Here is a 1,356-nt window from a genome sequence, read left to right on the forward strand (position 1 = left end):
GGGACTGTAAATTTGTCGGTGTAACTCCTGAGGAAAAAGGAGAGCTCCGTGACGGATGTGACGGCCGCTGCGATTGATGCGGTGGATGAGGAACTGGTTCGGCAGCTGACGGAGCGTGCCCGGGCTGAGGGGCTGCAGTTGACCGGTGAGGGCGGTCTGCTGCAGAAGCTGACGAAGCTGGTGATGGAGTCCGCGCTGGAGGGCGAACTGGACGACCATCTCGGTTATGGCAAGCACGATCCTGCTGGGCGCGACGGCGGCAACTCCCGTAACGGCCGGCGGTCCAAGACGGTGCTGACCGAGGCCGGGCCGGTGGAAATCTCCGTGCCCAGGGACCGGGACGCGTCGTTCGAACCGCGGATCGTGGCCAAGCGGCAGCGCCGGCTGAGCGGGGTGGACGACCTGGTGCTGTCCCTGTCGGCCAAGGGCCTGACACATGGCGAGATCGCGGCGCACCTGGCCGAGGTTTATGGCGCCGAGGTGTCCAAGCAGACCATCTCCACGATTACTGACCGGGTGCTGGAGGGGATGGGCGAGTGGCAGAACCGCCCGCTTGACCCGGTGTACGCGGTGATCTTCATCGATTGCGTGAACGTGAAGATCCGCGACGGCCAGGTCGCGAACCGGCCGATCTACGTCGCCTTGGCCGTCACGGTGGACGGCACCCGGGACATCCTGGGACTGTGGGCCGGCGAGCACGGTGATGGCGAGGGCGCGAAGTACTGGCTGCGGGTGCTGACGGAGATCAAGAACCGGGGCGTGGCGGACTGCTGCATCGTGGTCTGCGACGGTCTCAAGGGCCTGCCGGACGCGGTCTCGGCGGTGTGGCAGCAGACCATCGTGCAGACCTGCGTTGTTCACCTGCTGCGCAACAGCTTCCGCTACGCGTCGAGGAAGGACTGGTCCCAGATCGCGAAGGACCTTAAGCCGGTCTACACCGCGCCGAGCGAGGCCGCGGCCCTGGACCGGTTTGCCGAGTTCGCCGGCACGTGGGAGAAGCGGTACCCGGCCATCATCGGGCTCTGGACCAACGCGTGGGCGGAGTTCGTTCCGTTCCTGCAGTTCGACACCGAGATCCGCACGGTGATCTGCACGACCAACGCGATCGAGAGCATCAACGCCCGGATCCGCCGGGCGGTGAACGCCCGCGGCCATTTCCCGACCGAACAAGCCGCGCTGAAATGTATCTACCTCGCGATCATGAGCCTGGACCCCACCGGCAAGGGCCGAAAACGCTGGAGCAACCGCTGGAAAGCCGCCCTGAACGCCTTCCAGATCACCTTCGACGGACGCCTGTCCGCCAGCAGCAACTAGAACAAGAAACCACCCCAGTTACACCGAATAATTGACAGACCC

At 65.0% G+C, this 1,356-nt stretch carries 1 protein-coding gene; it reads left to right on the plus strand.

The window, feature by feature from the left end:
* Positions 1-72: 72 nt before the first annotated feature.
* A complete protein-coding gene (locus tag ACFRAU_RS26055) occupies positions 73-1,314 on the plus strand; it encodes an IS256 family transposase (protein ID WP_378002019.1) in 1,242 nt (413 codons plus the stop codon).
* Positions 1,315-1,356 lie beyond the last annotated feature (42 nt).

It is taken from the genome of Arthrobacter sp. NPDC056691 (assembly GCF_042791415.1).
Taxonomy (GTDB): domain Bacteria; phylum Actinomycetota; class Actinomycetes; order Actinomycetales; family Micrococcaceae; genus Arthrobacter.